The sequence below is a fragment of the Nocardia higoensis NBRC 100133 genome (assembly GCF_000308595.1).
GTDB classification, from domain to species: Bacteria; Actinomycetota; Actinomycetes; order Mycobacteriales; family Mycobacteriaceae; genus Nocardia; species Nocardia higoensis.
On sequence record NZ_BAGA01000177.1, the window covers coordinates 1 to 25,322 of the forward strand.

Genomic DNA, 25,322 nt, shown 5'->3' on the forward strand with positions numbered 1-25,322 from the left:
GATCCTGCTGGTCGTGTTCGCCAACACCGGGGTCGGCTTGTCGCAGGAGATCCGCGCCGATCAGGCCATCGCGGCACTGTCGGCGATGACGGCGCCCACCGCACGCGTGGTCAGGGACGGGGTGGAGCTGGAGGTGCAGGCCGGGGAGATCGTCGTCGGCGATCTGGTGGTGCTCGGCGAGGGCGATATCGTGCCCGCCGACGCGCGCCTCACCGAGTCCGCGGCGCTGCTGGTGGATGAATCGGCGCTGACCGGCGAGTCCGCGCCCGTCGACAAGGACACCGGCACGGCACGCGCGATCTCGGCGGGCACCGTGGTCGTGCACGGACGCGGCCGTGCCGTGGTCACCGCCACCGGATCCGACAGCGCGATGGGCCGCATCGCCCAGCTCATGGAACCGGGCGGCGGGCTGACTCCGCTGCAGCGCCGATTGGTCGACGTGAGCACCGTTCTCGCCGTCGTCGCCGCCGTCCTGTGTGTGATCGTGCTGGTGCTGGGACTGCTGCGCGGCCTGCCCGTCGAATTGATGGTGGTGACGTCGATCAGCCTGGCCGTCGCGGCCGTGCCGGAGTCGCTGCCCGCGGTGGTGACCCTCGCGTTGGCGCTCGGCGCGCGGCGCATGGCCTATCGGAACGCCTTGATCCGGCGGCTGCCCGCGGTGGAGACGCTCGGCTCGATGACCATCCTGGCCACGGACAAGACCGGCACGCTGACCGAGGGACGCATGGTCGCCCGGCGACTGTGGACACCACACGGCGAGGCCTCGGTCACCGGCGCGGGCTACAGCCCGTCGGGGGCCGTGCTGGTGGAGCAGAACGAGATCGGCCCGGACGACGACGCCACGCTGACCGCATTGCTGACCGCGGCCGCACTCTGCAACGACGCGCGTCTGGTACCACCCGAGACGGACTCCGGGACCTGGTCGCAGCTCGGCGACCCGACCGAAGCTGCCCTGCTCACCGCGGCGGCCCGCTTGGGCCTCGACCTCGGCCGGCTCCGGGAACAGATGCCGCGCGTGGCCGAGCGACCATTCGACAGCGACCGCAAACGGATGTCGACGATCCACCGGCTGCCGGACCGCGGATACCGAGTGGTGTGCAAGGGCGCCCCGGAGGCGGTGTTGAACCCGGCCACGGTGGCCGAAGCGCCCGACGGGCTGGAGAAGGCGGCCCGCTGGGCGAGGGATCGCGCGCACGACGGCTATCGCGTACTGGCCGTCGCGGTGCGCGAACAACCGCACTTGCCCGAGCCCGCCGACCAGGTCGAACACGATCTGCGGCTGCTCGGCCTGATCGCCCTCGCCGACCCGCCCCGCACCGCGGCGGCGCGAACCATCCGCGACTGCCGAGCCGCGGGCATCCGCCCGGTGTTGATCACCGGCGACCATCCGGGCACCGCCCGCGCGATCGCCACCGAACTCGGCATCATCGGCCCCGGCGAGCAGGTCGTCGACCTGCGCGCGCCGTCCCCCGGCGTCGCTGCCGACGCGGCCGTCTTCGCCCGGGCCACCCCGGGACAGAAGCTGGACATCATCCAGCGGCTGCGCGATCGAGAGCACGTGGTGGCCATGACCGGCGACGGGGTGAACGACGGCCCCGCGCTGCGCCGAGCCGATATCGGCGTGGCGATGGGACGGCGTGGCACCGCAGTCGCCCGGCAGGCCGCGGACCTGGTGCTCGCCGACGACAACTTGGCCACGGTCGTCGTCGCGGTGGAGGAGGGCCGCCGGGTCTACGCCAACATCCGCCGCTTCCTGGTGTACGGCCTGTCCGGTGGCGCCGCCGAGATCGTAGTCATGCTCGCCGGCCCGTTCCTCGGTCTGCCGTTGCCCTTGCTCCCGGCGCAGATCCTGTGGATCAACCTGCTCACCCACGGCCTGCCCGGCGTCGCGTTCGGCAGCGAACCGGCCGAGCGCGATGTGTTGCGGCGGCCGCCGCGCCCGCGCGCACAGAGCATCCTCGGCGCCGGGCTCTGGCAGCGCGTACTCCGCATCGCGGTGGTGTTGACCGCCGTGACGCTGGGTGTCGCGGTCTGGGCGGACAACACCGGACGCCCGTGGCAGAGCATGGCCTTCTTCGCCCTCGGCGCCACCCAGCTCGCCGTCGCACTGGGCTCTCGCTCCCGTCAGGGCTCGCTGGCCAATCCGTGGTTGCTCGCGGCGGTCGGCACGGCCTTCACACTCCAGTTGGCCGCGCTGTACGTGCCGCCGTTACGCGAGCTGCTCGGCACGCAACCCCTCGCGGCCGAGGACCTGCTGATCGTGACGGTCCTGTCGCTGTCGGGCTATGTCGCCGCCCGCCTCGACCGCATCGTCCACCCCGCCCCGAACGCCGGGATTCCGGTCACTCCCCCACCGGGTCCCGGCGGCCCGGCAGCGGGCAGCGCCGACGCGCCGCCCCTCGGGTCCGGAGAGGACGAGACCGTTGGTACTCCGGACCGATGAACACGCTGCTGATCTGTCCCACCGGCACCGAGGAGGTGAGCTCATGAACTGGCCGACAGCTGCGGTGATCATCGCGGTGACCTTCGCGGTGATGGTCGTCATCACCACGTATCTCTCGACGCGCAAGTCCGGGTGAGTGGCGCCCCGGTCCGTGGCCGGGCGAGTTCGGAATACGATCGCGCTTTCCCGAGCCACGCACTGCGGTGACAATGGAGGAGTGGAGGCACGGAGCGATCTGTCCCCTTCCCAGTGCCCGGTGCCGGTCACGGAGGCTCTGTCGCATCTGCGTGTGCGGGAGCTGCTCGGCCAGGTGCAGGATGCGCTCACCGAGATAGTCGACGTGCGTGACCGGATGGATCGGCTCATGGAGTCGATGCTTGTCGTCACCGAGGGCCTCGACCTCGACAACACGCTGCGCACGATCGTGCACGCGGCGACCGAACTGACCGGCGCTCGCTACGGCGGGCTCGGTGTCAGGGGAACCGGTGAGGCAGCCGACCGGCTCACCGCGTTCGTCTACGAAGGCATCGACGACGGCACCCGCATGCTCATCGGCGACCTGCCTCGTGGCCACGGCGTCCTGGGGTTGCTGATCCGGCATCCGGAGGCCGTGCGTCTTGCCGATCTCGGCGAACACCCGTCGTCGGTGGGTTTCCCACCCCATCACCCGCCCATGCGCACATTCCTGGGTATGCCGATCCGGGTGCGCGAGGCCGTGTTCGGCAATCTGTATCTGACGGAGAAGGCGGACGGACAGGAATTCAGCGAGGACGACGAGGTCGTGGTCCGGGCGCTGGCCGCGGCCGCGGGCGTCGCGATCGACAACGCCCGGCTCTACGAGCAGTCCCGGTGGCGTGAGCGGTGGCTGGAGGCGACCCGCGATATCGCGACCGGCCTGCTCGCGGGCGACGAACCCGGCGAAGTCCTGGATCTGCTCACCCACCGGGCACTGACCCTCACCGGCGTGGCCTGCACCTTCGTGGCATTGCCCGACGATCCCGAGATCCCGAACGACGAGGTCACCGAGCTCGTCGTCGCCGCGGCCGCGGGCGTCGAAGCCGAGAAGATCAGGGGGATGCGGATTCCCGTCGACTTCTCCCAGTCCGGTCGTGCCTTCCGCACCGGCGAGACGGTCGCGGCCGAGAAGCTCACCTACGACCTCTTCTCCGACTCACGCATCCGCTTCGGGCCGATCCTGGTGCTCCCGCTGTGCGCCGGGAATCGGGTGGTGGGAGTGCTGACCACCCTGCGCCCGCCGGGCAGCGAGCCCCTCGACATCCCGGAGCAGTCGATGATGGCCGCGATCGGCGACCAAGCTGCTCTGGCCCTGCGCATGGCAGGCAATCAGCGGCGGAATCAGCAGCGCGTCGACGCCGCCGACCCGTCCGAAATCCGCAAGCGCCTGCACGACATCGTCTTGGATGCGACAGCGGGCAGCGGTCTGCGCACCACCATCCGGTGCTCCGGCCTGCCACCGGCCGTGTGCCCCGCCCGGGCCGACGACATGCAGGCCGTGCTGCGGGAAATGGTGAGCCGGGTGGTGCGTCACGCGGCCGCGCACTCGGTCTCGGTCGATCTCCGCTGCCACGAGCACGAGGTGACCATCCAGGTGGCCGACGACGGGATCGGCGTCTCGTCCGACCGAATCGAGGGCAACGCGACGGCGAGTCCGGCGGCACCCGCGCGGCGACACCACGGCAGTTTCACCACCGGCCGCGGGGCCGGGGGCGGGACCGTGCAGTGCTGGTCGGCTCCGCTGCCGTGAGCCACCCACCACGGGATGTGGTGACCGCAGTAGACGTCCTCGTCAGTCGGGATTCGACGGGAGCAGCAACTCCTCGACCGGCCGGCGCGGAGTCGGCGGTAGCGGCTCGGCGCTGGTGTGCGCCCATCCCACCCGCAGGAAGGCCTGGGGGTAGGCCGCGTCGTGCAGCACCTCGACACGCAGCATGTCACGCTGCGCCGCGATCTCCAGCGGCTCGGTGACCAGGCAGCTGGCCAGGCCGATATTGGTGGCGGTCAGCAGGACCGCGCTGATCGCCTCCCCTGCCCGCAATTGGGAGAGCCGGTCGTCGGTCGACGTGCCGATCACCAGCAATTCGGCATGATCGGACTCCTGGGCGGTATCGGTCAGCTCGGCCCCCGCGAACGTGCGGGCGGGGAGTTCGTCCTCGGCGCGCGGAGCCGGTGTGCTGTGCGCGGGCACTCCGTCCGGACTGGAATGCCTGCCGGACCACATCGCCAGCTCGAATCGGTACACCTCGTCGGCGGAGTGCGTCCGGGCGGCTTCTTGCGCCGCCGCCACGACGAATCGCCGCTCGCCCGGGTCCACCACGCGAACCACCGCGCCCAGCGCCCCGGCTCGTTCGCTGAACAGGCTCAGATGCCCCGGCGGGATGGGCCACGAGGCGAAGCGGCGCCGGTCCGTCCGCCGGCGCGGGATGGCCCGGCTGAGCGCGACCTCCTGCTCGGTCGCGCGATGGGGGACCAGCGTCACGGCGGCGAGGTGGTCGGGATCGTCCGGGTTCGGCAGCCGGTTGACCACCGCCGCCCAGCCGAGCGCCGTGCACGCTACGGCGAAGTGATGCAGCGCGGCGCCGCAACTGAGCACGAGGTCACGCAGATCGGGGTCCGTCGAGGGCAGTGCGCGGGACGGATCGAGGTAGAGATGCACGCTCCGGTCGGAGATGCGCCAGCGCCACGGCTGGACGTTGTGCACCGATGGCGCCCGGGAGGCCAGCGCCAGTGCGGTCTCAACAGTGTTGTCGTCGGGCAGTCCGCGGTCCATGGTGTCATCCGTTCATCGGCCGGATCCCCCGCTTCTCACCGTCGCACGCCCGCGACGCGCAGAGCAGTGCCGGATGTCCTCGGATGAGGTGACATCGGCCAATCCCTCGAGCCGGAAGTCTCTGGGATCGACGACTTTCGGCCGTGCTCGGCACCCCGCCCGGCAAGCGATGCTGAGACGAGCGTGGCCCACCGATTCCCGCCTCCGTCGAAGGATTCCGCCGTGCCGTACGCCGAGCAGCCCCGCATCCTCACCGTCACCCTCAATCCGGCTGTGGACATATCGCTGAGAGTCCGCCAACTGGTCAGCGGCGGCAAGAACCGCGCCGAGGTCGGCTCCGTCCAGGGCGGCGGCGGCGGGATCAACGTCTCGCGCTGTCTGGCGCGGCTCGGCGTGCCGTCGGTGGCACTGCACACCGCGGGAGGAGAGGTCGGTGCCCGGCTGAATCGGCTGCTCGACGAGGAGGGGCTCGCGCATGTCGCGGTGGGCATCGAGGGGCAGACCCGGGAAGCGATCGTGGTCGACGACGAATGGTCCGGCCACAGCTATCACGTGGTGCCGCCCGGGCCGAGACTGTCGGCGGCCGAGGAGTCGGCGGTGGGCTCGGCGATCGCCGAGGCGATGGCCGAGCACTCCTACCTGATCCTGACCGGGAGCGCCACCCCCGGCTTGCGGGCCGACTTCTCGGCCGATGTCCTGCACCGCGCACATGCCGGCGGAATCCGGGCGGTGCTCGACATCGCCGGTGCGCAATTGCGTGCGGCACTGCGCGAGAAGTCGTTCCTGATCCGGCTGGACCGCAAGGAGGCGGGCGGTCTCATCGACCGGCCGATAGAGGTGTTCGACGACGCCCGCGCCGCCAACGACGTCGTGCTCGGTATGGCTGCCACCGACCACGTCATCACGACCGCGGGCCCGCTCGGGGCGGTGTACTCCGATCGCGACCACCACTACGAGATCTCCGCCCCGCCGTTGACTGCACCGGCGCGCAGCGACGCCTGCGCGGGCGACAGCCTGGTGGCGGCGGTGACCGCGCGCCTGTCGGCCGGGGATTCCTGTGCCCGGGCCTGCGCCTACGGCGTCGCGGCCGCGGCGGCCACCGTGATGTTGCCCGGCACAGCGGTTTTCGACCGTGCGGCGATCGACCGGCTGGCTACCGGTGTCGAAGTCCGCCGGATCGAGCGACTGTCGCAGCCGGCGGCGCAGTGACCGACGGCACGATTCGAAAAGGAGCGTCACCATGGCCGACGAGCAGGACAGAGATCCGGCCGCCTCGGCGGTCGGCGCCGTGGTGGTCGGCACCGACGGCTCCGCCGCCTCGATGGACGCGGTGGAATGGGCCGCGCGCACGGCGGCCGGACGTGGACGGCGCCTGCTGATCGCCCTCTGTATCGATCCCACAGCCACCCGCGCCCTGATCGACAGCTACGACGTGCTGGTTCCGCCCATCTCGGAATCGGCGCGCGGCGAAGCGGCCCTGATCCTCGCGCGGGCCGAAGGATGTGCCCGATCCGTCGCGCCCGACGTCGACGTGCACACAGTGCAGGCGGAGGACAACCCGGCCCGGTGGTTGATCGCGACATCCGAGCACGCCCACATGCTCGTCGTCGGCGCCACGCCGTCGGCGGGCACCTTGGCTCACCTCGGGTCCACCTTGGCGACCGTGGTCGCCCGTGCCCACGGCCGCGTGGCCGTGGTCCGCGGAAGACCGACCGACGAGCGCGCTCCCGTCGTGGTCGGGGTCGACGGCAGCCCGGTCGGCGAGGCCGCGATCGGCGCCGCCTTCGCCGAGGCCGCGGCCCGCGATGTCGAACTGGTCGCCGTGCACGCCTGGAGCGATCTGTCGAGCGCCGCTTTCGCCGGACTCCCCTATCGTGATCTCCCCCTGAGCGACATCGAGAACGACGAGCAGAGCCTGCTGGCCGAGCGACTGGCCGGCTGGCAGGAGAAGTTCCCGACGGTGCCCGTGACCCGTGAGGTGTCCCTCGCCGATCCGCGCCGACGCCTCGGTGATCGGTCGAAGGCAGCCCAACTCGTGGTGGTCGGCAGCCGGGGCCGGGGCGGATTCCAGCGACTGTTGCTCGGCTCGACGAGCAACTGGTTGATCCAGCACTCCGAATGCCCTGTCATGGTGGTTCATCCGCACTGAGGACCGCTGGGCTGCGAAGCACTCCGGCCCGGCGGTAGGGTGCGCCGGTGATTTCGGATATCTCGTCGTCGGCCCTCGAGACCGCTGCCGCGCACGCCGGCGGGAACGTGCCCGTGGCCGATGTGGAAGACACCGTCGGCGCAGTGCTGGCGTCGATGCGTGGCAAACAGTTCCGCGAGGCAGGCATCGTCGTGGTGTGCGCGGGGCGGCGACCGGTCGGCGTGCTGACCATCGAAAGCCTGCTGGCCGCCGAGGATTCGACGTGCGTGGCCACGCTGATGGACTCGGACTTCCCGGTCGTCGCCGGGGATCAGGATCAGGAACAGGCCCTGTGGAAGGCATTGCACCACGACCAGTCCGCGCTGGTGGTGGTCGACGAGGCGGGCGAGTTCCAGGGCGTGATCCCACCGCAGCGTCTGATCACGGTCTTGCTCGAGGAGCACGACGAGGATGTCGCGCGGCTGTCCGGCTACCTGAAGTCGGCGGCGGGGGCACGGTCGGCCAGCACCGAACGGGTGGGGCGGCGGCTGTGGCACCGGTTGCCCTGGCTGCTGGTCGGGCTGGCCGGGGCGATGGCGTCCGCGGGGCTCGTCGACGCGTTCCAGGCGCAGTTGGAGCGGCAGGTTCTGGTCGCGTTCTTCATACCCGGCATCGTGTATCTGGCCGATGCGGTCGGAACCCAGACCGAGGCGGTGGTGATCCGAGGCCTGTCCGTCGGTGTCGGCATCGAGCGGATCGTGAGGCGCGAGATCGTGACGGGCGTGGTCATCGGTGCGTTGATCGCCGCCGTGTCGTACCCGCTGACCTTGCTGGTGTGGCACGAGAGCGCGGTGTCGGCCGCGGTGTCGCTGTCGTTGTTCGCCGCGTGTTCGGTGGCCGCGGCGGTCGCCATGCTGCTGCCCTGGCTGTTCTCGAAGCTGAAAGTGGATCCGGCCTTCGGTTCCGGGCCACTGGCGACGGTGGTGCAGGATCTGCTGTCGATCCTGGTGTATCTCACCGTGAGCACCGCCGTGGTGGGCTGACCTGCCGCGCCGGGCGCCTCAGGAATGCGCCGATCGGGCGAGGGCGACCTGGCGCAGGTGTTCACCCCAGACGCGGGCGCGGTCGATCTCTCCCTCGGCCGGTGGACCGGGTGTCCCGACGACGAAGAAGTCCTTCGGATCGTCGGCCAGTTCGTATCCCAGCGCCTTCAGCCGCTTGCCGGCCCCACGCGCCGCGGAACCCGGCAGCCACGGTGGCTTGCCGACCTTGGTTCCGAAGGCCGCGGCCCGTGCCCCCTCGGGCGCGGCGGGGGCATCATCCAGCCACTCCCGGATGCCGATCTCGGTCTCGACGGGTCGATCGGTCTGTCCGGCGGCATCGAGCCGGGTACGCGGTCGGCTCAGGCCGAAGGCGTGCGTCGGCCCACCGACGATCAGCAGATCGACCGGAGCATCGGGCAGTTCGGTGGCGGCCACCACGTCCAGTAGCTGGATTTCGGCGGACTCGCCGATCCCCTCGGCGATGGCCTCGGCCACCTGGGCTGTGTTGCCGAACATCGATTCGTAGACGATCCGTACCCGCATCCGTTCGATCCTTTCCGGCGACAATGCTTCCCGTGCTGGGGCGACCAGCGCTTCCCATGCTCCGCCGCGCGCGAGCGCGCCGACAGAGGCGGAGTACCCCGAAAGCGGGGCGCGAGTCGTCGGATCCGGAGCTTTCTCGCCGTTCCGGGCCGCGGGGGTCAGGCCGTCGGAAAGGTGATGCTCTTGGTCTCGAGGAACGCCTCGAGCCCTTCCTCGCCGTATTCCCGTCCCAGGCCGCTGCGCTTGTAGCCACCGAACGGCGCGGCCGGATGCATCCCGCCCACACCGCCGTTCACGGCCAGGTAGCCCGACCGGATCCGCGTGCACATCCGGTACGCGGCATCGACATCGGCACTGTAGATGTGACCTCCGAGGCCGTAGCTGCTGTCGTTGGCGATCCGCACCGCCTCGTCGTCGTCGGCGAAGGGGATCACCACACCCACCGGGCCGAACACTTCCTCACGGGCGATGTCGGCGCTGTTGTCCAGGCCGGTGAGCAGGGTCGGGTCGTAGAAGAAGCCCTTGCTGCGGTTCGCCGTTCGCCGTCCGCCGATCGCGACCGTGGCACCGGCCGCGCGCGCCGCGTCGACCATCCGCTCGACCCGCGCGACCTGGCTCGCCCGGATCAGCGGCCCCATCCCCACTCCGGGCTCGCGCGGAGGTCCGGTGACGACCCGGGACAGTGCCGCCACCACGCCCGCCACGAACTCGTCGTACACCTCGCGATGCACGAGCTGACGCGTCGACAGCGCACACCCCTGCCCGGCCTGGGTGATGATCTGACGCACGGTGTACTCCACCGCCGCCGCGAGATCGGCATCCGCGCGCACGATCAGCGCGGACTTCCCGCCCAGCTCGAGCAGCACGCGGGTGATGTTCGGCGCCGCCTGCGCGCTCACCAGTCCCCCGACCCGTTCGGACCCGGTGAAGGTGATGACGTCCACCCGCGGATCGGTGGTCAGCGCCTGCCCCACCTCCAGATCTCCGGACACCACATTGAGCACGCCCGCGGGCAATTCCGCTTCGGCGGCGGCCTCCGCGATCACGAACGCCTCGAGCGGCGTCATCGGAGAGGGCTTGAGCACCACGGTGTTTCCGGTGGCGAGCGCGCCGCCGAGTTTGGCCATGTTCAGAAAGAACGGGAAGTTGTAGGCGCTGATCGCCGCCACGACACCGCAGGGCTCCCGCAGCACGACCCCCGCGCCCTTGCCGTAGGCGGGCAGCGGCCGCGCCCACTCCCGGTCGGACTGTTCGACCGCCCAGGCGAAATGCTCGAGCGCGACGCCGACATGCAAGCGCTCGGCGAGCGCGGGCAGCGCGCCGGTCTCGGCGACGACCAGGTCGGCGATGTGCGCGCGGCGGGCATCGAGCGCGTCGGCGAAACGACGCAGATGCTGCTTGCGCTGAGTTCCGCTGATGCGGCCCCACGGTCCTTCGTCGAAGGCGCGGCGCGCGGCGGTGATCGCCGCGGCGACATCGGCGGCGGTACCGTCGCTACCCGTCGCGACGGTTTCCTCGGTCGCCGGGTCGATCACGACGTTCACCGGGCCGTCGGTTTCCCGCCAGCCACCGTCGATATAGGGCTTGAAAGTCAGATCGATACCGGTCGTCACATCCGCTCCTCGGGGTTCGCGACTCGTCCGGCACCCGCTGCGACGTGCGGCGCGGCGCCTCGGTGAGAGAGGTCGAGCATTTCCGAGACACTCCCGCACCTGTGTGACATAGTTATACATGTCCGAGGCAAGGAGGGCCATGTCGAACGTCGCATCCCACGGCGAGAATTCGATGCTCGTGAACACTACCCCCGCGCAGGCCGAAAGCGTGCCGATCGGTACGGCGGTGGTCCGCCTCGACGGGTCCGTGCGGCAGGCGCGTGAGCTGGTAGGCAACAAAGGTTTCGGCCTGGACGCGATGCGGCGCAACGGGCTTCCCGTCCCGCCGGCCTTCGCGATCACCACCGCGGCCTGCCGCGCCTGGCAGCGCGAGCCAGATGCGCTCATGGAGCGCATCTGGCCCGAGGTCACCGCGGCGCTGAGCTGGCTGGAAGCCGAGACCGACCGCACCTTCGGCAGCGCGCACCGGCCCCTGCTGGTCAGCGTCCGCAGCGCCGCCGCGCAGTCCATGCCCGGCATGATGGACACCGTCCTGGACCTGGGCATCGACGACGGCGTCGAGCGCGCGCTCGCGCAGGAGGGTGGCGCGATCTTCGCGGCCGACACCCGCAAGCGCTTCGAGCACATGTATCGCCGGATCGTGCTGCGCGACGACGAGCAGGCCGTGCCCGCCGATCCGTACCGGCAATTGCGCGGGGCGATCGAGGCGGTCTTCGCCTCGTGGAACAGCCCGCGTGCGCGCACCTATCGCGCCCATCACGGTCTCGGCGACGAGGCGGGCACCGCCGTCATCGTCCAGGCCATGGTGTTCGGCAATCTGGACGAGAGCTCGGGCACCGGCGTGCTGTTCACCCGCGACCCGATGACCGGCGCGACGGAGCCGTTCGGCGAATGGCTGTCCGGCGGACAGGGCGAGGACGTGGTCTCCGGGACCACCAACTGCCAGCCGATCAGCGCGCTGGGCCGGACCATGCCGGAGGCGCACCGCGCGCTGATGGCGGCCGGGCGCACGCTCGAGCAGCTCGGCACCGACATCCAGGACATCGAGTTCACGATCGAGTCGGGCAAGCTGTGGCTGCTGCAGACCCGCACGGCCAAACGGTCCGCGGCGGCGGCGGTGCGGATCGCACTCGCCCTGCACTCCGAGGGCGTGATCGACGACGCGGAAGTCGTCCGGCGCATCGACCCGTCCCAGATCGCGACCCTGCTGCAACCCGCGCTCCAGCCCGAAACACGCACGGCCGCACCGCTGTTGGCCACGGGCCTGCCCGCCTGCCCCGGCATCGCTCGCGGCCGGGTCGTCACCGATCCCGACGACGCCGTCGACGCCGCCGACAACGGCGAAGAGGTCATCCTGGTACGCACCGCCACCAGCCCCGACGATGTGCACGGCATGCTCGCCGCGCAGGGCATCGTCACGGCTTTCGGCGGCGCCACCTCCCATGCCGCCGTGGTCAGCCGCGAGATCGGCCGCCCGGCGGTGGTCGGCTGCGGCGCGGAAGCGCTCGCGGCGCTGGAGGGCAAAGTGGTGACCGTCGACGGCGACCACGGGGAAGTGCGCGAGGGCGCACTGGAACTGACCGCCTGGTCGGAGGCCGACAACCCGGATCTGCGCGCCCTCACCGAGATCGCCGCCGGCCGCACGCCCCTGCGCGTGGTGGCGCCCGGCACCGCGGACGTACCGCAACTCACCGAAATCACCGAGCAGAGCGTCGCCGCGGCGCTGGGCGCGGGTGCGACCGCGGTCGCCTCCGCCGGCACGTTGCAGACTCTGCTCATCGCCGCCCGGCTGTCGCAACCCGAGCCGACACCGCAGGAAGGACCCCGCTCGTGACGATCGGCTCCACCGACGAACGCACCGACCTCGCCCCGGCCGATTTCCCGGCCTGGTCCGACGGCGAGAGCGACACCGTCATCGATATCCTCCGCCGCGCCGACCAGCAGGCGGGTGATCAGCTCTTCCTCGATTTCTCCGGCACGCAGTACACCTATCGCGACATCTGGCAGGCGACCCGCGTGCGCGCCGCCGGATTGCACGCGCTCGGCGTCGGCCGGGGCGAGACCGTCGTGTGCCTGCTGGACAACACGGTCGACGCTGTCGTCACCTGGTTCGCGATCAACGCGCTCGGCGCCATCTGGGTGCCGGTGAACACCGCGCTCAAGGCCGACTTCCTGCGCCACCAGGTCGACGAGGCGGGCGCCGGAGTCGTGGTCGCCGAAGCCGACTACGCCCAGCGCTTCACCGATCTCGCTGGGCGATTGCCCAGCCTGCGGCATCTGGTCCGGCGCGGCGGTGAGCCCGTCACGCTGCCCGGCGTCGCGAACCATGTGATCGAGGATCTCGACGCGCACGGCGACATCGACCCGGTGCAGCCGCATCCGTCCGAGCTGAGCATGCTGATCTTCACCTCGGGGACCACCGGCCCCGCCAAGGCCTGCATGATCAGCCACAACTACGCGGCGAATCTGGCCCGCACGACGGCCGCCACCCGCGACCCCGCGCACACGCTGTGGACCCCGCTGCCGCTGTTCCATCTCAACGCCGCCGCCACGTCGGTGCTCGCCACCGCCTGCAATCGCTCCACTCTCGCGGTCGCGCCGCGCTTCTCGCTGAGCAACTTCTGGCCCGAGATCGAACGCACCGGCGCGCGCCGGGTCTCCATCCTCGGCATCATGATCAGCCTGATCGCCGCCATGGACGACACCCCGGAGATGCTGCGCTGCAAGGGGCAGATCGACCACGTCGGCGGCGCGCCGTGGACCCCGGAGCTGATCGACATCTGGCGCGACCGCTTCGGCGTGCGCGCCGCGGGCAGTTCGGTGTTCGGCCTGACCGAGGCCACCTTCATCACCAGCACTCCCCCCGGCTACACGGCGCCGCTCGGCTCCTCCGGACGGCGCAACGCCGACTTCGACGTGCGCATCGTCGACGACGAGGACCGGGAGGTGCCGCCCGGCGTCGCGGGCGAGATCGTGGTCCGCCCGCGTCGCCCGCACATCATGTTCGAGGGCTACTGGCGCAGGCCCGACGCGACCGCGGCGACCCTGCGCAACCTGTGGTTCCACACCGGCGACATCGGCAAGTTCGACGAGGACGGCTGGTTCTGGTTCGTCGACCGCAAGAAGGACTACCTGCGCCGCCGCGGCGAGAACGTGTCCAGCTTCGAACTCGAGCGCACCTTCCGCGCGCACTCCGATATCGCCGAGGTCGCGGTGCACGCTGTCGCCTCCGAGCACACCGAGGACGACATCAAGGTGACCGCGGTGCGGACCTCGACCGCGACGGTCACCGAGGAAGAACTGTGCGCGTGGTCGCTGGACAAGCTGCCCTACTTCGCGGTGCCCCGCTACATCGAGTTCCGTGACGAGTTGCCCAGGAACGCGACGGGCAAGATCCTCAAGTACCAGTTGCGCGACGAAGGGGTGACCCCGGCGACCTGGGACATCGAGAAGTCGAACGTGGTCGTCTCGAAGCGCTGACCGGCAAGCCGGCGGCGTGGCCGGCTCCGATGATGGGAGAACACCGAATGTCCGAACTCGACCTTCTGCAGGCCGTGCGGCTCAAGGGTCGTGCTCGTGCCGCCGACCTGGCCGCCACGGCAGGCATCCCCGAGGCCGACGGTATCGCCGAGCTCACCCGGCTCGGCGAGGCGGGACTCGTCGAGAACAAGGCCCTGGTGCGGATCACCCCGGCCGGACGCGACCGGCTGGCCGACCTGCTGGCCGAGGAGCGCGCCGGCGCCGACAGTGCCGCGGTCGCCGTGCTCTACAGCGCTTTCCGTGCCGTCAACGCCGATTTCAAGGCGCTGGTCGCCGACTGGCAGCTCAAGGACGGCGAACCCAATGCGCACACCGATGCCGACTACGACGCCGCGGTGGTGGCCCGGCTGGCCGAGATCCACGAACGGGTGCGCCCGATTCTCGACTCGGCCGCCGTGCAGATCCCGCGCCTCGGACGCTATGCCGACAAGCTCTCCGACGCGCTGACCAAGGTGCAGGGGGGCGATCACAGCTGGTTCACCAGGCCGATCGCCGACTCCTATCACACCGTGTGGTTCGAGTTGCACGAAGAACTGATCCTGGCCGCGGGCCTGACCCGTGTGGCCGAAGCCGAAGCCGGTCACGCCAACTAACCCGTAGCGATCGGCTTCGAGCCGTCGGCGAAGGAGGAATCATGCCGCTGCAGGATCACATGCAGCTCATCTCGACCGATGATCACCTGATCGAGCATCCGCTGCTGTGGAGCGAGCGGTTGCCGAGCAAGTACCTCGATCGCGGGCCCCGCATCGTCGAGCAGGTGATGAACGAGGGCAACCCGCCCGCCCAGGTGTGGCAGTGGGAGGAGCGCATCTACCCCTACATCGGGCTCAACGCGGTGGCGGGCAAGAAGCCCGAGGAGTTCGGCGCCGAACCCGTGCGCTACGACGACATGCTGCCCGGCTGTTACGACCCGCAGGCCAGGATCGCCGACATGGACGTCGACGGCGTGCAGGCGGCGCTGTGCTTCCCGTCGTTCCCCCGCTTCGCCGGCACGGTCTTCCTGCAGGGCGAGGACATGGACCTGGCGCTGCTGTGCGTGCAGGCCTGGAACGACTACGTCCTCGACGAGTGGTGCCCCACCGCCCCGGACCGCTACATCCCCATGACGATCATGCCGCTGTGGGACGTGGATCTGTGCGTCGCCGAGATCGAGCGGACCGTCGGCCGCGGCGCCCGCGCCATCTCCTTCCCGGAGAATCCGGTGCCGCTCGGCCTGCCGTCGTTCCACACCGACCACTGGGATCGCTTCTTCTCCGCGTGCGAGGAGCACCAGCAGGTGCTGTGCACGCACTTCGGCACCTCGGGCAAGCCGCCGATCACCGCGCCGGAAGCGCCGATGGCCGTCATGATCGCCCTGTTCGGCTGCAACTCCATGTACGCCACCGCCGACCTGCTGTTCTCCCCCGTCTTCCACCGCCATCCGCGCCTGAAGTTCGCGCTCAGCGAGGGCGGCATCGGCTGGGTGCCCTACATGCTCGAACGTATCGACGAGACCTGGGAGCGGCACCGCTACTACCAGAACGTCAACCAGACGGTCCGCCCGTCGGATCTGTTCCGCGAGCACATCTACGGCTGCTTCATCTCCGACCAGCACGGTATCGACAACCGCCACAAGATCGGCATCGACAACATCACCTGGGAGTGCGACTACCCGCATTCGGACTCCAACTGGCCCAACAGCCGCAAGGTCGTCACCGAGCAGATGGCGAACGTGCCCGACGACGAGGTGCACAAGATCGTCGAACTCAACGCCCGAAAGCTCTTCCGGTTCGAGCGGACGGCCTGATGTCCGGCGAAGACGACGGCCAGATCGCGGCGCCGGACTGGGTCGATCAGGATCTGCTCACCCGGGACCACTCGGCCCGGTTGCTCGACGAGGAGATCGCCGCGGAGCAGACCCGCCTGGCCGAACTCGAAGGAATCGCCGACCGGGAGGAAACGCGGGAGCGGATAACGCGCCGGATCGCCACGATGGAGACCATCCGCGCTCGGTTGCGCGCCGCGAACGGCGCCTGAGCACCATCACCTTCCGCCGGGCCGGGCGGCGCCTGATGGCGTCGTCCGGCCCGGCGGATTCGTCTGTCCACCGCTGGACGCGGCGTTGCGGCAGCGGGGCGGTCCTCACCGCTCATGGTCCCGACCGATCACTCTCGCGCATCATCGGCCTCTCCCTCGTTCGCGCCTCGTTCGCGTCTTGCCGAGATCGGCGCCGCCGCGGTGATCCGGGGGCGCTCGCACGGCGACCTACCCCGGCAGGCGGGAGGCGAACCGGACTACGCCCGCCGCTGGTCCACGGCAGGATCCGGCCCGGCCGGGCAGCCGCTCGGGGGCCGGGTTCAGCCGCAGCGATCGGGGTATCGCGACCGCATGAACATCCACCGAATACTGAGCGCGCCCGAGAAGGCGACCGGACTCGACAAGCCCGCCGCGACGCTCGCCGCCGTGGTCGGGCGGCTGTTCGGCGACGGACGGATCAGCGATTGGGCACGCGGCTCCTGGCTGGGCCACCCGCTACATCCGATCCTGGTCACCATGCCGATCGGCGCGTGGTCCAGCGCCGCCGCCCTGCGCGCGGCCGGGCGGACCGACGAAGCCCGCCGGCTCGTGCTGATCGGCCTGCTGGCCACCCCGCCCACCGTCGCCCTCGGCTGGGCCGACTTCCGGGATCTCGACGCACCCCAGCGGCGCGTCGGGCTGGTCCACGCCGCCGCGAACGGCATCGCGGCCATGCTCTTTTCGGCTGCCTATCGCACGCGCGACGACCGCACCGCCACCGTCCTCGGCGCGGCCGGCCTGGCGACGATGGGCGCGGGCGGCGCGCTGGGCGGTCACCTCGCGTACGCGCTCGGCGCCGGTGTGCACCGCTGGCAGGACGCCGCGACGGCACCCACCGCCGCACCCGTGCCGGTGGGCTGATCCCCTCCCCCTGCCTGCGGACCAACTCCGGAGGCCACGGCGGCATTCTGCCGAGGCCGCGCGAAAGGCCGGCACGGAGAGCTCCCGTGCCGGCCTTGTTCGATGATCAGCGCGCCGTCGGTTCGACGCGGCTCATCCGCGTTCAGCGCGGCTCGAAGATCAAACGTTGCCATGGGCGGCTCTTCTCGAGCCGGAATGCCGACTTCCGGCGCGAAGAAGTCGTACGGTGGATCCACACGGTGGTGCCCGGCGCCGCGGCTCGAGCCGCGGACCGGAGGCGTGTTTTCCCACCGAGCCGGGCTCGAGTCACCGCCCGCGGCCCCGCAGCAAGCTGGTCGATCGAACGCGTTGTGGTCCAACAATTCCGGGGAAAGCAGACCAAGGAGAGCTCGTGACCAGGGCACCAGCCGATCCGACGCAACTCACCGCCGCGACCCGCCCGTATCCGGCACGGCACGGCCCGAAGGGCTCCGCCCTGCTGAAGATCGTGACCACGACCGATCCGAAGGTTCTCGGCGTCCTGTATCTGGTGACGGCGACGGCGTTCTTCCTCATCGGCGGCCTCATGGCACTGCTGATCCGCGGCGAACTGGCGCGCCCGGGGCTGCAGTTCCTGTCCCCCGAGCAGTACAACCAGCTGTTCACCATGCACGGCACGATCATGCTGCTCTTCTACGCCACACCGGTGGTCTTCGGTTTCGCCAACGCGATCCTGCCCCTGCAGATCGGCGCGCCGGACGTGGCGTTCCCCCGGCTCAACGCGTTCAGCTACTGGCTGTACTTGTTCGGCGCCACCATGGCGACCTCCGGATTCATCGTTCCCGGTGGCGCCGCCGACTTCGGCTGGACCGCGTACTCGCCGCTGAGCGATGTCGTCCATTCCCCCGGTGCCGGCCCGGATCTGTGGATCATGGGCCTGGCGCTGTCGGGACTCGGCACGATCCTCGGTGCGGTGAACATGATCACCACGGTCGTGTGCATGCGGGCTCCCGGCATGATCATGTTCCGGATGCCGATCTTCACCTGGAACATCCTCATCACCAGCATCCTGATAGTGCTGGCCTTCCCGCTGCTCACCGCGGCGTTGATGGCGCTGGCCTACGACCGGCATCTCGGCGGGCACATCTACGACCCGGCGACCGGCGGGACGATTCTGTGGCAACACCTGTTCTGGTTCTTCGGCCATCCCGAGGTCTACATCGTCGCCCTGCCGTTCTTCGGGATCATCACCGAGGTCATTCCGGTCTTCAGCCGCAAACCGATCTTCGGTTACGCCGCGCTCGTCTTCGCCACCCTGGCCATCGCGGCGCTGTCGATGGCGGTCTGGGCACATCACATGTACGCCACCGGGGCTGTCCTGCTGCCGTTCTTCTCGATGACGACCTTCCTCATCGCGATCCCCACCGGCGTCAAATTCTTCAACTGGATAGGCACCATGTGGAAGGGGCAGCTGACCTTCGAGTCACCGATGCTCTTCTCGGTCGGCTTCATCGTGACCTTCCTCTTCGGCGGCTTGTCCGGGGTCATCCTGGCGAGCCCACCGCTGAACTTCCACATCCACGACACCTATTTCGTCGTCGCGCATTTCCACTACGTGCTGTTCGGCACCATCGTCTTCGCGACATTCGCCGGCATCTACTTCTGGTTCCCCAAGCTCACCGGCCGCCTCATGGACGAGCGCCTCGGCCGCCTGCACTTCTGGACGACCTTCTTCGGTTTCCACGCCACATTCCTGGTGCAGCACTGGCTGGGCGCCGAAGGCATGCCGCGCCGCTACGCCGACTACCTGCCCCAGGACGGTTTCACCGGCCTGCACACCTTCTCCACCCTCGGCTCGTTCGTGCTGGGCGCCTCCATGGTCACCTTCGTCTGGAACGCCTTCAAGAGCTACCGCTACGGCGAGGTCGTCACCGTGGACGATCCGTGGGGCTACGGCAACTCGCTGGAGTGGGCGACCACCTGCCCGCCGCCGCGCCACAACTTCTACGAGCTGCCGCGCATCCGCTCCGAGCGCCCGGCGTTCGAGCTCCACTATCCGCACATGGTCGAACGGATGCGGCTGGAGGCGCACGTCGGCCGCCCGGCCGACCACGGCACGGCGCAGCCCGCACTACCGACATGACCGACGACCCGGCGTCGACACCGTGGCGCCGAACGCGCACTATCCGAACACACCTCACAGCCGCCGGAAAGGCACGGTGAGTAGGGAGCAACTGGATCGGCACACAGGGCAATCCGAGCGCGACGCACAGCTCACGGCGGGGCAATATCGGATTGGTGAAGTGGGGTATGAGCACTTCGACCGACGAGAATACGCAACCATCAGCCGAGACCACCCCTCCGATATTCGACAGAATCGGCGGCTATGAAGCACTGGAAGCCGTGGTCGCCGATTTCTACACCCGCGTGCTGGCCGACGACCGCTTGGCCGGCTTCTTCAGCGGGACCAACATGAACCGCCTGCGCGGCAAGCAGGTGGAGTTCTTCGCCGCCGCGCTCGGCGGCCCCGACCCCTACAGCGGCGCGCCGATGAAGCAGGTCCACCAGGGCCGCGGCATCACCATGGACCATTTCGGCATGGTGGCGGGACACCTGACCGACTCCCTCGTCGCCGCCGGTGTCCCGCCGGACCTCGTCGAGCAGATCATCGGCGCGATCGCGCCCCTGGCCGAGGACATCACCTCCGGGTGATCCGGGGCTCGATGCCGCGCGCAACGCCGGTGGTTCAGTCGTTCCAGCCCGAGGCCGACGCCTGTTCGATCGCGTCCACAACCGTGCGGCCGGGGAATCCGATCCGGTCGACCACCGGCCGGATGAGGCCGGGGATGCGGGCGAACAGCGCGTTGCGCCTGGGGATCACGAGGAAGTCCGATCGCCGCTCGATGCCTGTGACGATGTCGCGGACGACGCGTTCGATCGGCACCATCTTCCACAGCCCGCGTTCGTTTCCCGCCCACAGGGCGCGGCCGGCCGGATCGCGCCGGACCCGGTCCATCATGGGCGTGGCGAAGAACGTCGGGTGGACGCTGCCGACGCCGACGCCGAGGTGGCGCACTTCCAGCCGGGTGGAGTCGCACAGCGCCCACACTCCGGCCTTGCTCGCGGTGTAGGGACCGTTGAGCGGCGAGTGCACGAACGCGGCCATGGACGAGATCGCCAGCAGGTACCCCCGCTGCTCGGTGACGTACGGGAGTCCGGCCCGGAAGGTGCGCCACACGCCGTTGAGATTGATGTCGACGACCCGGGTGGCGACCTCCGGATCCAGCGTCGCCAGCGGGGCCATCGAGCCGATCCCCGCGTTCGCCACCACAACGTCGATGCGGCCGAAATGCCTTGCGGCGGCGTCCATCGCGGCCCGCACGCTGTCGAAATCCCGGACGTCGGCGGCCCATCCTGCCGCGACCGCGTCGGTGCCGAGCGCGGCCGCTTGCGCGGTGACGTCGTCGATGCCGAGATCGAACAGCGCCAGGCGTGCGCCACGCAGACGGAGCGCCCGGGCGAGGGCGGAGCCCAATCCGCCGGTGGAGCCGGTCAGCGCGACGACGCGACCGGAGAGGTCATATCCCACGATGATCTCCTGCTGTTCGGTGACGAGCCGGAACCGACATTGTGTCGCTCCACCGGGGACAACAGTGGGATTTGCGACCGTGACACCCGGCGACCACAGAAATGCCGATCGCCCATCCCTGTAACGCCCCGGGGCCACATCCCGACACGTGAACGTAGGTGTTCGCAACTCCGCCTCGACGGGGATCGGGCAACCTGCCGAAATCAACCGGACCTATTGCACGCCTGCCTGTTTCGGGTTCGGCTGCGGGCACGAAGAAGGGGCGACCATGCAGATGCCGAGCAGGAGGCGCGGATGGCGCGCCGGTAGAGGACTGATACTGGGCGTCATGGCACCCGCACTGATCCTGACCGCGTGCACGGCCGAGGAACAGAGTCCCGACGCAACGCCCTCCGGGACCACGACGGCCACCGCGAGCAGCGCCTCACCCACCCCGCCGCCGACCACCACGCCGGCATCGGCCGATCCGGGCGACGGCGGAGCAGGCGCAGGGCAGACGGACGGTGCGCAGCCCGGTCTCCCGGGCGGCACCGACACCTGCGGCGCGACGCCGTGCGGAGTCGTCGACCCGCAGCCGGAACCCAGCGCGCTCTGGGATCCTTGTGACATCTCCGACGCCGACATCACCGCGCAGGGTCTACGCCCCGACAGCAAGGTCGCGCTCAGCGGATCCGGCGGCGTGAACGACAAGAACTGCCGTTGGCAGTCGGTCACGGGCGGGACAGAATTGACGGTCGTGGCGACCCGGCAGACGATCGAGGACTTCCAGCAGAGCGGGAAGTACCTGGACTTCAGCCCACTGACCGTCGTAGGCCGACCGGCCTACCAGTATCGTGCGGCCCAGGACAGCAACAGGATCGGGTGCTACGTCGGCGTCACCGTGCCGTTCGGCGTCGTCGCATTCGTCACCAGGAATCTACAGTCGGACGCACCCGAGGAACCCTGTTCCGCGGCACGGCGTTTCGGTAATGCCCTGGGCGTCTACCTGCACTGACGACCGATCAGGGCTACGGACAGTCGAGCTGGACGAGACCGACGAGATGCCCCTCCGCATCGCCATGCCCGGCTGCCGATCCGTCCGTCGACGACCATCGGCGGACGCGACGCCGCCACGCCGACGGCCGGCCGGGTTGTAGGTTGGGGGCGTGACCACCGACGCCGCACAGCATGTCATCGGACTGTACGAACGGCATGCCGACGCATGGGCACGGGAGCGCGGTGACCGTCTGGTCGTCGAGAAGGGATGGCTGGACCGGTTCACGGCACTGCTCCCCGACACCGCCGCCGTCATCGACCTCGGCTGCGGGACCGGCATGCCGATCGCCGGGCATCTCGTCGCGCAGGGCTTCCGGGTCACCGGCATCGACTCCTCGCCCGCGATGATCGACATGGCGCGAGCGCGATTCCCCGGCCACGAGTGGCAGGTCGGGGACATGCGAACCTCGCCGCCGCGCCGCCGGTTCGATGGAATCCTGGCGTGGGACAGCTTTTTTCACCTCTGTCCCGCCGACCAGCGCCGGATGTTCCCGATCTTCGGCCGTCTGGCCGCGCCGGGCGCGGCACTGATGTTCACCAGCGGCCCGACGGCGGACGTGCGAATCGGCAGCTTCGCCGGCGAACCGCTCTACCACGCGAGCCTGGACAGCGAGGAATACCGGACGCTGCTGCGCGACAACGGATTCGAGGTACTGGCCTATCGCGCGGAGGACCCCGACTGCGGCCTGCACACCATCTGGCTGGCTCGCCGCACCTGATCAGTACGGCCGTGCGCCGGCGGCTCCGGCTCCTGACGTCGGAGCTACGGCGGGCCGACTCGGCGAACGGTTCAGCGTGGTGCCACAGTCGGGCCCGCGGTCGGGCCGCCGAACGGATGACGCCAGTTCCGCTGGGTCTCGACCGGCGTCGTGACGGGCTGCTGGACCTCGCCGGCGGGTGCCGCGGTCGTCTCACGGCGGGTCTGCCTCAGCTCGTGGCGAGCGTGGCGGGCCTGTCGCGAGTTCCGCCGTGCCCCGGCGAGCAGCATGCTCAGCCCGAACATGCCGATCGCGCCGAGCACGATGCCGTAGAGGAACAGCATCCCCGTCGAGCCGGTGAACTGATAGCCGAACGCGCTGAAATCGCTGTTCAGGGTATGAGCACTACCGGAGTTGTTCACCACTCCGACTACACCGACGATCACGGCGGCGAGCAGGATGATGAGCCCAAGAATGATCATGTCGGCCTCCAATGCCTGGAGAGTGCGTACTTCCCCAGTCAACGCCCGGCCACGCGCCGATGTCGAGATTCGTCCGCCGATCGTTGTAAAGCGACCGATCGGTTCACTGCCCGGTGAAAGTCTTCCGATACGCCGACGGCGACATCCCGAGCCCCCGCCGCATGTGGTGCCGCAGATTGTCCGGCGAACCGAGCCCCGACATCTGCGCGACGACATCGACCGGCAGATCCGCCGATTCCAGCAGCTCCCGCGCCCGGTCCACCCGACGGTCGCGAATCCAGGCCCCCGGTGACATCCCCGTCTCGGCCTGGAATCGCCGGGCGAAGGTGCGCGCGCTCATCCGGGCATGCGCGGCCAGCACCGCCACCCCCAACGGTTCGGCCAGATGTTCCAGTGCCCAGGCGCGGGTGGCCGCGGTGCTGCGCTCGTCGTGTTCGGGCACGTGGTGCTCGATGAACTGAGCCTGCCCGCCCTCCCGCCACGGCGGCACGACGCAGAAGCGCGCCACCCGATTGGCGACAGCGGCCCCGTGATCGCGGCGGATCATGTGCAGACACAGGTCGATGCCCGCGGCCAGACCGGCCGAGCTGAGCAACGCCCCTTCGTCGACGAACAGCACCGTCTCGTCGAGGTCGACGCCGGGGAACAGGCGACGGAACTCGTCGGCATAGCGCCAATGGGTGGTCGCGCGTCGCCCGTCGAGGAGCCCGGCGGCCGCGAGCACGAAGGCGCCGGTGCAGATCGACACGACGCGAGCATCGGCCGGAATCGTGGCCAGTGCCGCGGCGACCTCGCCGGGCAACCGCCCCTCGCGCCGGGCGAGCGGAAACCTCGTCCCCGGCACGATCACCGTATCGGCGACGGCCAACGCCTCGACTCCCCGCTCGGCGACCAGGGAGTATCCGGCCGTCCCGCGCACCGGGCCCGGTTCGAGCGCACAGGTCACCACCTCGTAGAGCGGTGCACCGTCCTCGTCGACAGCCTCGCCGAACACCAGCGGCGGAATCGTCGCGTCGAACCCGACCACGGGCTCGAGCAGCAGAACCGCCACGACATGACGACGACCACGCACCCGCGTCGACCCGTTGGCGTAATTTTCCGACATATTGGCAATCCTGCCACTGGTAGATCGGTCTGTCCTCCCGGATCCTGATTCACCGTGACGACCGATATCGACCGCGGCACGCCCGCATCACCCACCCGACCGGCGCCCCGGCTGCACTACGCCTGGATCGTCGCCGCCGTCAGCTTCGTGGCCATCCTCGGCGCCGCGGGCTTCCGCGCGGTGCCCAGCGTCATGATGACGCCCCTGCACGACGAGTTCGGCTGGTCGCACGCCACCATCGGCGCGGCCATGTCGGTCAACATGGTCCTGTTCGGCGTCACCGCCCCCTTCGCCGCCGCCCTGATGGACCGCTTCGGTGTCCGCCCCATCCTGACCGGCGCCCTGATGCTCATCGCCGCGGGAACCGGCGTCGGCGTCCTCATGACCGCGAGCTGGCAGATGGTCCTGCTGTGGGGCGTGCTGGTCGGCCTCGGCACCGGCTCGATCTCCATGGGCTTCGTCGCCACCGTCTCGACCCGCTGGTTCGTCGCCCGCCGCGGCACGGTCACCGGCCTGCTCACCGCAGCGGGCGCCACCGGCCAGTTGATCTTCCTGCCCGTCGTCGCCGACGTGACCGACCGCTTCGGCTGGCGCTGGGCCTCGATCATCGTCACCGCCGCCGCCCTCGCGGTGATCCCGCTCGTCCTGCTGTTCATCCGCGACCGCCCGAGCGACATCGGCGCCACCCCCTACGGCGGCGCACCCGCCACCGACCCCGAACCCCTCCCCAACGGCACCTTCGCCGCCGCAGCGAGCGGCCTGCTGCGCGGCACCCGAGTCCCCGCCTTCTGGCTCCTCGCCGGTAGTTTCGCCATCTGCGGCATGAGCACCAACGGCCTGATCGGCACCCACTTCATCCCCGCCGCCCACGACCACGGCATGCCGACCACCGTCGCCGCCGGCCTGCTGGCCACCGTCGGCATCTTCGATATCGCGGGCACAGTCTTCTCCGGCTGGCTCACCGACCGTGTGGACCCCCGCATCCTGCTGGTCGTCTACTACCTCGGCCGCGGCGCCTCGCTGCTCGCCCTGCCCGCCCTGCTCTCCCCCACCGCCGAACCGAGCACCTGGGTCTTCATCATCTTCTACGGCCTCGACTGGGTCGCCACCGTTCCCCCGACCATCGCGATCTGCCGCATCTGGTTCGGCGCCTCGACACCGGTGGTCTTCGGCTGGGTGTTCGCCGCCCACCAACTCGGCGCCGCCGTGGCCGCCTTCGGCGCGGGATACGTCCGAGACGCCCACGGCTCCTACGACATCGCCTTCTTCGTCGCCGCAGGTCTATGTGTCGTTGCCGCACTCTTCTGCGCCGCCATCCGACTTCCCCGAGAGGAGGCCGAGCAACCGCTCCAGGCGATGGGTGCACCCCGGATCGCTGGGCAGAGCCGCGAGTCCGGCCGCACAACGTAAGATGCCGGGC

22 protein-coding genes are annotated in these 25,322 nt (G+C 69.9%); 16 read left to right on the forward strand and 6 right to left on the reverse strand.

The genetic code is table 11. The annotated features are described in order from the left end of the window. The coding region (locus tag ON26_RS28510; RefSeq protein WP_051027804.1) for a cation-translocating P-type ATPase at nucleotides 1-2,443 on the forward strand (2,443 nt) is incomplete at its 5' end. A gap of 217 nt (nucleotides 2,444-2,660) precedes the next feature. Continuing rightward, nucleotides 2,661-4,208, forward strand: a complete 1,548-nt coding sequence (locus tag ON26_RS28515; protein WP_051027806.1) for a GAF domain-containing protein — start codon at nucleotides 2,661-2,663, stop codon at nucleotides 4,206-4,208. Nucleotides 4,209-4,250: 42 nt separating this feature from the next. Here ON26_RS28515 and ON26_RS28520 read toward each other — a convergent pair whose 3' ends face one another. Beyond that, a complete protein-coding gene (locus tag ON26_RS28520) occupies nucleotides 4,251-5,231 on the reverse strand; it encodes an Acg family FMN-binding oxidoreductase (RefSeq protein WP_040800967.1) in 981 nt (326 codons plus the stop codon). A 222-nt stretch (nucleotides 5,232-5,453) separates the two neighbouring features. Between ON26_RS28520 and ON26_RS28525 the strand changes: the two genes are divergently transcribed. The 3 genes from ON26_RS28525 to ON26_RS28535 are packed head-to-tail and all read left to right on the forward strand — an operon-like array spanning nucleotide 5,454 to nucleotide 8,402. Beyond that, nucleotides 5,454-6,440: a 1-phosphofructokinase family hexose kinase gene (locus ON26_RS28525; RefSeq protein ID WP_040800968.1), complete on the forward strand. Its 987-nt coding sequence runs from the start codon at nucleotides 5,454-5,456 to the stop codon at nucleotides 6,438-6,440. A gap of 31 nt (nucleotides 6,441-6,471) precedes the next feature. After that, a complete protein-coding gene (locus ON26_RS28530; protein ID WP_040800969.1) occupies nucleotides 6,472-7,380 on the forward strand; it encodes a universal stress protein in 909 nt (302 codons plus the stop codon). A 47-nt stretch (nucleotides 7,381-7,427) separates the two neighbouring features. Next, nucleotides 7,428-8,402 (forward strand): magnesium transporter, encoded by a 975-nt coding sequence (locus ON26_RS28535; protein WP_040800971.1) that lies wholly within the window; start codon nucleotides 7,428-7,430, stop codon nucleotides 8,400-8,402. 18 nt (nucleotides 8,403-8,420) lie between these two features. Here the strand turns inward: ON26_RS28535 and ON26_RS28540 are convergent, their stop codons facing one another. Continuing rightward, entirely contained in the window at nucleotides 8,421-8,945 is a 525-nt protein-coding gene (locus ON26_RS28540) for a flavodoxin family protein (protein WP_040800973.1), read from the reverse strand. A 158-nt stretch (nucleotides 8,946-9,103) separates the two neighbouring features. Then, nucleotides 9,104-10,558, reverse strand: coding sequence for an aldehyde dehydrogenase family protein (locus tag ON26_RS28545; RefSeq protein WP_245546106.1), 1,455 nt, complete (start codon nucleotides 10,556-10,558; stop codon nucleotides 9,104-9,106). Between the two features lie 226 nt (nucleotides 10,559-10,784). Between ON26_RS28545 and ON26_RS28550 the strand changes: the two genes are divergently transcribed. From ON26_RS28550 to ON26_RS28585, 8 genes are all read left to right on the forward strand, one after another. After that, a complete protein-coding gene (locus tag ON26_RS28550; RefSeq protein WP_174375463.1) occupies nucleotides 10,785-12,392 on the forward strand; it encodes a pyruvate, phosphate dikinase in 1,608 nt (535 codons plus the stop codon). Further along, nucleotides 12,389-14,038, forward strand: a complete 1,650-nt coding sequence (locus ON26_RS28555) for an AMP-binding protein (protein WP_218000647.1) — start codon at nucleotides 12,389-12,391, stop codon at nucleotides 14,036-14,038. Before ON26_RS28550 ends, ON26_RS28555 begins: the two co-directional genes overlap by 4 nt. A gap of 47 nt (nucleotides 14,039-14,085) precedes the next feature. Further along, nucleotides 14,086-14,691, forward strand: coding sequence for a hypothetical protein (locus ON26_RS28560; RefSeq protein ID WP_040800974.1), 606 nt, complete (start codon nucleotides 14,086-14,088; stop codon nucleotides 14,689-14,691). A 41-nt stretch (nucleotides 14,692-14,732) separates the two neighbouring features. After that, nucleotides 14,733-15,884, forward strand: coding sequence for an amidohydrolase family protein (locus ON26_RS28565; protein ID WP_040800975.1), 1,152 nt, complete (start codon nucleotides 14,733-14,735; stop codon nucleotides 15,882-15,884). Continuing rightward, on the forward strand, nucleotides 15,884-16,114 hold the full coding sequence (locus ON26_RS28570; protein ID WP_040800976.1) for a hypothetical protein: 231 nt from the start codon (nucleotides 15,884-15,886) through the stop codon (nucleotides 16,112-16,114). Before ON26_RS28565 ends, ON26_RS28570 begins: the two co-directional genes overlap by 1 nt. 351 nt (nucleotides 16,115-16,465) lie before the next feature. Then, nucleotides 16,466-17,014: a DUF2231 domain-containing protein gene (locus ON26_RS28575; RefSeq protein ID WP_040800977.1), complete on the forward strand. Its 549-nt coding sequence runs from the start codon at nucleotides 16,466-16,468 to the stop codon at nucleotides 17,012-17,014. Between the two features lie 391 nt (nucleotides 17,015-17,405). Next, nucleotides 17,406-19,136, forward strand: coding sequence for an aa3-type cytochrome oxidase subunit I (gene ctaD, locus ON26_RS28580; protein WP_051027808.1), 1,731 nt, complete (start codon nucleotides 17,406-17,408; stop codon nucleotides 19,134-19,136). A gap of 167 nt (nucleotides 19,137-19,303) precedes the next feature. Next, nucleotides 19,304-19,705, forward strand: a complete 402-nt coding sequence (locus tag ON26_RS28585; RefSeq protein WP_040800978.1) for a group I truncated hemoglobin — start codon at nucleotides 19,304-19,306, stop codon at nucleotides 19,703-19,705. A 34-nt stretch (nucleotides 19,706-19,739) separates the two neighbouring features. Here ON26_RS28585 and ON26_RS28590 read toward each other — a convergent pair whose 3' ends face one another. Then, on the reverse strand, nucleotides 19,740-20,582 hold the full coding sequence (locus ON26_RS28590) for an SDR family NAD(P)-dependent oxidoreductase (protein ID WP_245546107.1): 843 nt from the start codon (nucleotides 20,580-20,582) through the stop codon (nucleotides 19,740-19,742). Between the two features lie 328 nt (nucleotides 20,583-20,910). Between ON26_RS28590 and ON26_RS28595 the strand changes: the two genes are divergently transcribed. Together ON26_RS28595 and ON26_RS28600 are read left to right on the forward strand one after the other, a co-directional pair. Next, nucleotides 20,911-21,576, forward strand: coding sequence for a DUF3558 family protein (locus ON26_RS28595; protein WP_040800979.1), 666 nt, complete (start codon nucleotides 20,911-20,913; stop codon nucleotides 21,574-21,576). 151 nt (nucleotides 21,577-21,727) lie between these two features. Next, the gene (locus ON26_RS28600) at nucleotides 21,728-22,336 is read left to right on the forward strand and encodes a class I SAM-dependent DNA methyltransferase (RefSeq protein WP_040800980.1); all 609 of its coding nucleotides are present in this window, start codon (nucleotides 21,728-21,730) and stop codon (nucleotides 22,334-22,336) included. A 71-nt stretch (nucleotides 22,337-22,407) separates the two neighbouring features. Here the strand turns inward: ON26_RS28600 and ON26_RS28605 are convergent, their stop codons facing one another. Both ON26_RS28605 and ON26_RS28610 read right to left on the reverse strand, forming a co-directional pair. Beyond that, complete coding sequence (locus tag ON26_RS28605) at nucleotides 22,408-22,809, reverse strand: hypothetical protein (RefSeq protein ID WP_306307262.1); 402 nt, start codon at nucleotides 22,807-22,809, stop codon at nucleotides 22,408-22,410. A gap of 91 nt (nucleotides 22,810-22,900) precedes the next feature. Continuing rightward, nucleotides 22,901-23,902, reverse strand: a complete 1,002-nt coding sequence (locus ON26_RS28610; protein ID WP_051027810.1) for a GlxA family transcriptional regulator — start codon at nucleotides 23,900-23,902, stop codon at nucleotides 22,901-22,903. 54 nt (nucleotides 23,903-23,956) lie between these two features. Here ON26_RS28610 and ON26_RS28615 point away from each other — a divergent pair, with 54 nt between their 5' ends. After that, nucleotides 23,957-25,312 (forward strand): MFS transporter, encoded by a 1,356-nt coding sequence (locus ON26_RS28615; protein WP_051027812.1) that lies wholly within the window; start codon nucleotides 23,957-23,959, stop codon nucleotides 25,310-25,312. Nucleotides 25,313-25,322: the final 10 nt, after the last annotated feature.

Coding starts and splice junctions, on each gene's coding strand:
- ON26_RS28520 (WP_040800967.1), bottom strand. CDS start 5,231: ATGGACCGCGGACTGCCCGACGACAACACTGTTGAGACCGCACTGGCG.
- ON26_RS28530 (WP_040800969.1), top strand. CDS start 6,472: ATGGCCGACGAGCAGGACAGAGATCCGGCCGCCTCGGCGGTCGGCGCC.
- ON26_RS28540 (WP_040800973.1), bottom strand. CDS start 8,945: ATGCGGGTACGGATCGTCTACGAATCGATGTTCGGCAACACAGCCCAG.
- ON26_RS28560 (WP_040800974.1), top strand. CDS start 14,086: ATGTCCGAACTCGACCTTCTGCAGGCCGTGCGGCTCAAGGGTCGTGCT.
- ON26_RS28565 (WP_040800975.1), top strand. CDS start 14,733: ATGCCGCTGCAGGATCACATGCAGCTCATCTCGACCGATGATCACCTG.
- ON26_RS28570 (WP_040800976.1), top strand. CDS start 15,884: ATGTCCGGCGAAGACGACGGCCAGATCGCGGCGCCGGACTGGGTCGAT.
- ON26_RS28575 (WP_040800977.1), top strand. CDS start 16,466: ATGAACATCCACCGAATACTGAGCGCGCCCGAGAAGGCGACCGGACTC.
- ON26_RS28585 (WP_040800978.1), top strand. CDS start 19,304: ATGAGCACTTCGACCGACGAGAATACGCAACCATCAGCCGAGACCACC.
- ON26_RS28595 (WP_040800979.1), top strand. CDS start 20,911: ATGGCACCCGCACTGATCCTGACCGCGTGCACGGCCGAGGAACAGAGT.
- ON26_RS28610 (WP_051027810.1), bottom strand. CDS start 23,902: ATGTCGGAAAATTACGCCAACGGGTCGACGCGGGTGCGTGGTCGTCGT.